Genomic DNA, 7,248 nt, shown 5'->3' on the forward strand with positions numbered 1-7,248 from the left:
CTCGTGAGTCGAATTTGGAGGACGCAGTGGACAAGGTTTGCCATATTCGCCACGCCAGGCGAGCGGGTGGTCACTCGTGATCGTCGGAGCCGCTGGCACCGGCTTGCTGAACACCCTCCTTCCATCCGGTGTCGCCGTTTCCGAGCTGTTCACCGACCCACTGCACATCGATCTGCACCCGCAGGAGGCGGCCGTCGTGGCCCGCGCAGTCGACAAGCGCCGCCGCGAGTTCGCCGCCGTCCGTCTGTGCGCACGCACCGCGCTGAGACGGATTGGAGTGACCCCCGGACCGATCCTGCCGGGCCCCAGGGGTGCGCCGCAGTGGCCGGACGGAGTGATCGGCAGCATGACGCACTGTGACGGCTACCGAGCGGCGGCGGTAGCTCATCGCGCCACGTTCGCCTCGATCGGGATCGACGCCGAGCCGCACGCCGCTCTGCCCGACGGCGTGGAAAAGCTGACCGCGCTGCCCGAGGAGCGGACGGTCCTGACCCGGCTGGCCGTCACCCACCCTCGCATCCACTGGGACCGGCTGCTGTTCAGCGCGAAAGAGAGCGTTTACAAAGCGTGGTTTCCATTGACCGGCCGCTGGCTGGACTTCACGGAATGCATCATCACGCCCGATCCGGAACGTCATACCTTCACGGCCGACCTGACCGTGCCCGGACCGGTCGTCGCCGGAGACCGGATCAGCAGGTTCACCGGACGCTGGCACGCTGGGGGTGACGCTCGACATGTCGTCACCGCTGTCACCGTGCCGTGGCCCGCCGGGAAATCCCCGACGTGATCACTCGCGACCGTAAGTCGTGTCGGCCGGAGCGGGTATGTGCGGGGCGGCGGAGACCGGTCGCTCGACGGCCTCAGCGACTACGGCACCTGCCCGCATGTCGGAAGGCCCGACCACCACGACATCCACAGCACCCCAGTCCCGTACCCGCTCGCGTCACACACGCAGGACGGTAACGCCGCGCATAGCCGGCCCCGGCATGACCTGCCGGCGGCGCCTGGCCGCGTGGAACGAGGCCGGCGCGTGGGACGAACTGCACCTGGTGCTGCTGAAGAAGCTGGACTGGTCGCGACCTGCCTGATCACCCACCGACACGTCCAACGCCTTCGTTAGGACCTCTAAGCCGCATCCACGTCGTCCACCTCGACGCTCACGTCGGGGGCGACAGGCGCGGTCTTGTCCCTGATCATGAAGCTGACCTGCGCTGCCGGGCTGGACGGTGGGGCGAGCGTCATGATCCAGCCGTGGTTCACGACCTCCTCGAAGCCCAGTAGGCCCTAGAACTCCCGGCTCTCCTGCGCGGCCTCCGACCGGATGTCGGGCACGACCTGCCTCGTTCCCGCACGCAGAGGACGTCGGAGCGTCGTGCTGGGCATGAGGCCGATCGACGACGCGCATGTGGCGGAGCCGGGACTTGCGGTGGTGGAGGTCGCGGCAGCCGATGACGGGACGGCCGTTCGCGGTCCAGGAGCTGCTCGCCACGCGGTGGGCCATTGCGCCGGCAGACCGCACGACCCACGAGCCCGGCGCTCGCAGTGGCTCCGGGCGGGCGTTTTCCCTCGCGTAACCGGAGGGCGGCCGGGAGCAGCTGCGCGCGCTGGAGAAAGGTCGCCGCTCTGGCGGAGCAGGCCGCCCTGCCTGACCCGCGCCGTACGTGACGCCGCCCCTCCCCCGTGTCCGGTGGGAGGGGCGGCGTCGCCGTACCTGGTCGGCTGCGGCGGCGGAACAGGCCGTGGCGGGGCTTGTCCGGCTCCTGGTCGTGGTCGTCCTGCGGCTCCGGCGGTGCGGCGGCCTGGATGCCGGCGGCTTCCGACGGCCCGGCGCGGCCTGGGCGCCGGGCTGCTGGGGCTGCTGCTGCGCCACTTCGCTGTGATGGGCGCGTGGTCGGGTGCCGTGGAGTCACAGTGTTTGCCGGGCCCGCTCGATCGGTGCGGCTGCCGGCTATCCGATGGTGTAGGGGAGGAACTGGACGGAGGAGGCCACGTCGTTGAAGCCGTTGCCCCGGTTGAAGCTGATGGACTCGCCGGGCAGGAGTGTCACGGGCACTCCCTTGAAGTCGTATTCGGGGTAGATCCGGACGAGGAAGCGGCTGTTGTTGACGGCGGAGCTGGTGACATCGTTGAAGTTGTAGTCGTTCAGGTGGGTGATGTCTTCGGTGGTTCGCAGGATGCGGGCGTTTGTGGGGGCGTTGTAGTCCCAGTTGTCGTAGAGGCAGACGTAGTTGCGGGTGCATGCGTCGCGGCCCTGGCCTCGGATGATCGAGGCGTCGGCGGAGGCGGGGGCGGCTGCCGTCAGCGTGGTGGCGGCGGTGAGCGCGATGCTTGCCGCGAGGCGTACTGGAGTCTGCATGGTCAGCGTCATCCTGCTTTCCGGTGGTGGAGGGGGCGGCGGGGCCGACGGCAGCACTGATGCGGCGCGTACGCGAGGGGGCAACACGGCACGCGTACGTTCCGGGAAAGTGGGAGAGCCAACGACACCTGCGACCCGCGAAGTCACAACCAGCATTCCGGTGACTTTGAGTAGCGGCAATACTACTAATGGTAGCCATCGGTGAATTGAGACATCGTCGAGCCGAGGCGGTCGCCGGCTCTACGCCCCCTCACGCCTCGCCGGCCCCGCCACCGCCGGTAGCCCTCACGGCAGCACGACCACCGAACGGGAGCAAAGATCCCCCCGTCGTGGTGCCCGGTCCAGCCGCAGCGCGGCCTTCCACTTGTGGGTGGCCCCTTTCTCGCCGCCGTTCGTCGCCTCGCGTGCAAGCGCCCGGCGGCGCGACCGACGCGACCTCAACCAACTGGCTCGCATGAGTGGCGGGAAAGCGATCGCTCGATCGGATGGTTGGCGCTTTGAGGCGTGTCACGAGGGATGAGCGGGACAGGTTGCGGGCGTCCCATTCGTCCTTTGCGAAGGAGCACATGATGCGTGTACGCCGGTCCATGACCGTGGCCGCCACTACGGCTGCCGTCTGCCCGGGCCGCCGGCGGTGGCACCGTACGGCTGTCGCTGCGGCTGCGGTGTGTGCCGCGCTGGGTGGCGTGCTGGGCACTGCGGCATCCGCAGCGGCTGAGGTGTCGGGCGGCACCGGAGAAGTCCGCAACGCCGGCACCGGCCGGCACATCGGAACCTACGGCAACTACGGTCAGGTGCTTGCTGCGTTCACCGATGCGAACTGGTCGGGCTCGTCCGACAGAAGCTGGACCTTCACTCCGCGCGAGCACGGCAGGTACTACAGCATCCAGAGCACCACCAAGGGAACGTGCTGGACCCGCAGCCCGAAGCCGGCAGCCGGTGGCGACTGGGACCGATACGGTCCATGGGTCGTCACCCTGGCGCCGTGCAGCCCGAACGCCACGAACCAGCAGTTCCAGCTGTGGTCGAAGCCATACCCGGCGCCGCGCGGGACGGTCTCCATCCACCCCCGGGACGACATCTCCACCGTCCTGAGGCAGACCGGCACCCCTCTCGGTGACGGCGGTACCTGGAACGCACTGAGCCTGGAGAGCCCCCAGCACACCAACGACGAGCTCTGGACGGTACCCGTCACTCCCAACGTCGACTGGTGATCCCCTACGCCTCCCGCACGTCCTGCGGCATCGAGGCAACGGCGAGTCCAGCCGTGACAGGTATGCGCCGCCCCTCATCAGAAGGGAAGCGTTCGGGCGGCGTTGCCGGATCCGGTTCATACCGCACGCCGGGGCGATCGAGGTCCGTGACATCCGGTGGGCGGGCTGAGCCGGCGGCCTGTACGCCGCGGTCGACGGCCCGGCGCTCACGCCCTCTGCGTGCGGGGACCGTGGCCCGCGGGACCGGGTTCCGTCGGGTGTCGCGGTCGCGCGCCCCGCAGGGCCCGGAGCAGTCCCTCCGCCAGGTGCGCGGACGCGGACGCCTCTCCTTGCGCCACCGCCGTCGCCCGGAGGGCGGCCCGCACCTGGGCGCCGGGAAACGTGTCCGCGTACGCCTCGGGGCTGTCCGCGGCGAACGCCTGTGCCACGGCGTCCGCGAGCACTGCCGCATGGGCCTCGGCGCAGGCCCGCGCGTTGGTGTCGCTGCTCAGCCGCGCGTAAGTGTGGCCGTACTCCTCGGCCTCGGCCGGGGGGAAGCCGTTCGCCAGCGCGTAGTCGCGGGCACCCGTGTGGGCCTCGGCATAGGCGCTTGTCCGGTCATAGGCAGCGTCGTGCAGGAGCAGCAGGACCGGGTGCAGTGCCGCTCTCCACTCTCCGCCGCCGGCGGTTTCGTCGCTCGCCGCCGCCCGGTGCAGGTCGCGCAGGGCGGCGAGCACGTCGTCGTCCCCGGCGCGTGCCGCGCCGAGGAGCGGGAGCACCGTGTCGGCATGCCAGAGATGCACGGCGCCCAGGCCGGGCCCGGGTGCCGCGGCGAGGAGAGCGCGCAGCCGGCGCGCCCACTCGTCGCCGGCGGCCGGGGGCAGGCGCTCGTGCAGGACGGTGGCCACCTGCCACAACCAGGACGGAACCGCGGCCCCGTCCTCGTCGGGAGCACCGGCGGCCGGGGCGCGCAGCGCGGCAAGGAACGCCTCAGGACCTGCGGCCGGGGTTCCCGTGGTCGGGGTCATGGGGCGTCTCCTCTTCGGCCGGGTGCCCGTTCAGGCCTGGAGACGGGTGCCGTCGATCGCCACGCGGCGGCCCTCGCGGGTGTGCGGGAAGTAGTCCCACACGGCGTGATGCTGGACGCTGCGGTTGTCCCACAACACCAGGGTCCGCTCCTGCCAGCGCACCCGGCAGTGCAGCAGTGGAGTGCCGGCCGTGTGGGCGTACAGCAGCCCGAGCAGGGCGTCGCTCTCGGCGCGGGAGAGCTGGGTGATGTGCGAGGTGTAGGGCGCGTTGACGAACAGCAGTCTGCGGCCGTTCTCCGGGTGCCGTACGACGACGGGGTGCTCGGTGCGCGGCACGTCGTACTCGGGCGGCGGGGTCTGCCCGGCGGCGGTCCAGGGCAGGGCCCCGTCGTGGAGGGCGGTCAGGCCCTCGAGGAAGCCGCGCATGGCGGGCGAGAGCAGCTCGTAGGCGAGGTGCATGTTGGCGAACAGGGTGTCGCCGCCGCTGCCGCCCGCGGGCACGGTGGTGATGTACAGCGCCGAGCCGAGGGACGGTTCGGCGTCGGCGGTGCCGTCGGCGTGCCAGCCGTCGCCGGCGACGGCCTTCGACTCCTTGGTCGCCTTGATCTCCAGGATGTGGGGGTCGGATCCCTCGGGTGCGAGGGCGACGGGGTGCAGTTCGCCGAAGAGGCCTGCGAACCGCTTGTGTTCCTCCGGGGTGATGTCCTGGTCGCGGAAGACCAGGACGTGGTGGGTGTGGAAGGCGTGCTTGAGCTCCTTCTCCTGCCGGGGTGTCAGTTCCCGGGACAGGTCGAGGCCGGTGACCTCGGCGCCCAGCAGCGGGGTGATCGGGGTGACGGAGAGGGTGTCGTAGGGCTCGGCGGGGCGGGTGGAGAGCCGTTCGACGGCCTTCAGTGCGTAGTCCTCCATGAGGAGCCTCCGTGGCTGTGGGTGGGTCGGGTGGGGGTGGGGGACGGGCCGGTGGTCACAGGCCCCGGTCGAGGAGTTCGGCGACGACGAGGCGGCCGAAGGCGTCGTTGCCGTGGATCGTGTCGTCCTGTCGGCAGAAGACGGGGCGTTGGCGGCCGTGGTCGTCGGTGACGCGGGGGCGCAGGTCCACGGTTTCGACGCCGCGCGCCGCGAGTTCGGCGGCGATGACGTCCTGCGCGGCGAAGAAGACGCGGGGGTCGGACATCTCGGGGACGCGCTGGGGCGGTAGCGGGGCGAGCACCCGCAACCCCAGCGCGGCGGTGTGCTCGTAGAAGGCCAGCGCGCCCCGGACGGTCGCCGTGACCAGACCGGCGAAGAGCCGGCTGTGCAGGAACCGGTCCGGGACGTCGCCGTGCCGGTCGCGGTGGACGTCCCAGTTCTGCCGGGTGGCCACGGTGTGGGCGCTCAGTCCGAACGTGCACACCAGGGGCACCGTCAGCTCGGCGAGCGTGCGCGCGCCGAGCGTGTCGAGGAACTCCCGGTACAGCTGCTGGGCGCTGTCCGCGCGGAAGGCGATCCCGGTGCCGTCGATGTTGCAGAACGGGCCGAGGAAGTCGCGCCCGGATCCCACGGGGCCGCCCGCGAACGGCAGGTCGGCGGCCCGGGCCGCGCGCCCGATGCAGTCCGCGTGGGAGTCACCCAGCAGGAGGAACCGGGCGCGGGTTGTAGTAGTCGAGGACGGCGTCGTCACACCAGTGGTCCTCTCCGCCGGTGACAGGGGTGGCCGGGTGCGCGGGTTCGGGCCGGCCCCGCAGGGCCGTGAAGAAGTGACGCATCACGAAGCTCACCCCGTGGGGGGTGACACCGCGCAGGTTGGGTTCGTAGAAGGCCGCCCGGTAGGGGAAGCCGGTGACGATCTCGTACGAGGGGAAGTAGTCGACGCGGTCGTCCTCGTCGGAGAGCTGGCCGGCCGCGGCGCGCAGTACGGACTTGGAGTGGGTGGTGGCCACCAGGGCGTGGCGGCCGGTCGCGGTGGCCGTCAGCGGCACCGGGGAGACGGTCAGGACGGTGCGCAGGCGGGGGTTGACCCGGTGGGCCAGGGCCAGCGTCCGCGTCAGGTCCCGGTGCACGCGCGCCACCGTGTGCTGGTGCAGGACGTGCCGGGCGGGGTCGAAGGTGCCGCGCACGGTGCCGGGGCACATCGGCAGCACCGTGTCCGTCGCCTCGTCGTGCCAGGCCTCGGTCAGCCCGAGGGTGAAGACGAGGATGTCGGCCCGGGTCAGGGCGGTGCGGACGGCGGCGAGGGTGACCTCGCGCGAGCGCAGCAGTTCGTCCGGGGAGGCGAAGCCGTCCGGTTCGACGGCGGGCCGGTAGGGGTCGTGGAAGGTTCCGTTGTGCTCCCAGACCTCTTCGGGAGGTCTTTCCGCGCCGAGCGCCCAGGCCACCCACTGGCGCAGCGCCGCGGCGGAGTAGATGTTGCCCGTGCGGAAGGAGAAACGGCGGTAGCCGCGGGCCGACTGCTCCGCACGGGTCAGGCCCGGCGGCGGCGGCTCGGCGTCGTACCAGTGCATGCCCTGCTCCAGCAGGGCGCGTCCGATGTGCCCGGCGAAGCAGGAGCCGGCGGTGACGACGGGGTCGTCCTGGCCGATGGCGAACTTCGGCGTCCACAGGTCGGTGATGTCCATCGGGTCGGGTTCGGCGACGGCGGTGCGCCAGAAGGACCGCGCGGGCAGGCGGGTGTACGGGTGCTGCACGGTGTCCT

9 protein-coding genes and 3 pseudogenes are annotated in these 7,248 nt (G+C 71.3%); 6 read left to right on the forward strand and 6 right to left on the reverse strand.

Features of this window, described 5'->3' with window-relative positions:
* Nucleotides 1–103: 103 nt before the first annotated feature.
* Both AB0N31_RS04760 and AB0N31_RS04765 read left to right on the forward strand, forming a co-directional pair.
* Nucleotides 104–787, forward strand: coding sequence for a 4'-phosphopantetheinyl transferase superfamily protein (locus tag AB0N31_RS04760; RefSeq protein ID WP_366057022.1), 684 nt, complete (start codon nt 104–106; stop codon nt 785–787).
* 190 nt (nt 788–977) lie between these two features.
* Nucleotides 978–1,085 (forward strand): annotated as a pseudogene (locus AB0N31_RS04765) (IS5/IS1182 family transposase); the annotation flags it as partial.
* Nucleotides 1,086–1,128: 43 nt separating this feature from the next.
* Here AB0N31_RS04765 and AB0N31_RS04770 read toward each other — a convergent pair.
* Nucleotides 1,129–1,278 (reverse strand): annotated as a pseudogene (locus AB0N31_RS04770) (glyoxalase); the annotation flags it as partial.
* Between the two features lie 103 nt (nt 1,279–1,381).
* Between AB0N31_RS04770 and AB0N31_RS04775 the strand changes: the two are divergent.
* The 3 genes and pseudogenes from AB0N31_RS04775 to AB0N31_RS04785 all read left to right on the forward strand — a co-directional run.
* Nucleotides 1,382–1,426: pseudogene (locus AB0N31_RS04775) on the forward strand (hypothetical protein); the annotation flags it as partial.
* A gap of 22 nt (nt 1,427–1,448) precedes the next feature.
* Nucleotides 1,449–1,574 (forward strand): DUF6207 family protein, encoded by a 126-nt coding sequence (locus AB0N31_RS04780; protein ID WP_366056903.1) that lies wholly within the window; start codon nt 1,449–1,451, stop codon nt 1,572–1,574.
* A gap of 165 nt (nt 1,575–1,739) precedes the next feature.
* Nucleotides 1,740–1,880 (forward strand): hypothetical protein, encoded by a 141-nt coding sequence (locus AB0N31_RS04785; RefSeq protein ID WP_366056904.1) that lies wholly within the window; start codon nt 1,740–1,742, stop codon nt 1,878–1,880.
* A gap of 68 nt (nt 1,881–1,948) precedes the next feature.
* Here AB0N31_RS04785 and AB0N31_RS04790 read toward each other — a convergent pair whose 3' ends face one another.
* Nucleotides 1,949–2,356, reverse strand: coding sequence for a peptidase inhibitor family I36 protein (locus AB0N31_RS04790; protein ID WP_366056905.1), 408 nt, complete (start codon nt 2,354–2,356; stop codon nt 1,949–1,951).
* Between the two features lie 686 nt (nt 2,357–3,042).
* Between AB0N31_RS04790 and AB0N31_RS04795 the strand changes: the two genes are divergently transcribed.
* A complete protein-coding gene (locus AB0N31_RS04795; protein WP_366056906.1) occupies nt 3,043–3,570 on the forward strand; it encodes a hypothetical protein in 528 nt (175 codons plus the stop codon).
* Between the two features lie 206 nt (nt 3,571–3,776).
* Here AB0N31_RS04795 and AB0N31_RS04800 read toward each other — a convergent pair whose 3' ends face one another.
* The 4 genes from AB0N31_RS04800 to AB0N31_RS04815 are packed head-to-tail and all read right to left on the reverse strand — an operon-like array spanning nt 3,777 to nt 7,240.
* Nucleotides 3,777–4,577, reverse strand: coding sequence for a hypothetical protein (locus AB0N31_RS04800; protein WP_366056907.1), 801 nt, complete (start codon nt 4,575–4,577; stop codon nt 3,777–3,779).
* Between the two features lie 30 nt (nt 4,578–4,607).
* Nucleotides 4,608–5,486 (reverse strand): TauD/TfdA family dioxygenase, encoded by an 879-nt coding sequence (locus tag AB0N31_RS04805; protein WP_366056908.1) that lies wholly within the window; start codon nt 5,484–5,486, stop codon nt 4,608–4,610.
* Nucleotides 5,487–5,541: 55 nt separating this feature from the next.
* Nucleotides 5,542–6,237, reverse strand: coding sequence for a hypothetical protein (locus AB0N31_RS04810; RefSeq protein ID WP_366056910.1), 696 nt, complete (start codon nt 6,235–6,237; stop codon nt 5,542–5,544).
* Nucleotides 6,182–7,240 carry a GSCFA domain-containing protein gene (locus AB0N31_RS04815; protein ID WP_366056912.1) on the reverse strand — a complete coding sequence of 353 codons (1,059 nt, stop codon included), beginning with the start codon at nt 7,238–7,240 and terminating at the stop codon, nt 6,182–6,184. The genes AB0N31_RS04810 and AB0N31_RS04815 overlap by 56 nt, the downstream gene beginning before the upstream one ends.
* Between the last annotated feature and the right edge of the window lie 8 nt (nt 7,241–7,248).

The organism is Streptomyces sp. NPDC051051, from assembly GCF_040682975.1.
Taxonomy (GTDB): Bacteria; Actinomycetota; Actinomycetes; order Streptomycetales; family Streptomycetaceae; genus Streptomyces.

Bases quoted from the DNA above. Each gene is read 5' to 3' on its own strand.
- AB0N31_RS04780 (WP_366056903.1), top strand. From the start codon at position 1,449: ATGACGGGACGGCCGTTCGCGGTCCAGGAGCTGCTCGCCACGCGGTGG.
- AB0N31_RS04790 (WP_366056905.1), bottom strand. From the start codon at position 2,356: ATGCAGACTCCAGTACGCCTCGCGGCAAGCATCGCGCTCACCGCCGCC.
- AB0N31_RS04800 (WP_366056907.1), bottom strand. From the start codon at position 4,577: ATGACCCCGACCACGGGAACCCCGGCCGCAGGTCCTGAGGCGTTCCTT.
- AB0N31_RS04805 (WP_366056908.1), bottom strand. From the start codon at position 5,486: ATGGAGGACTACGCACTGAAGGCCGTCGAACGGCTCTCCACCCGCCCC.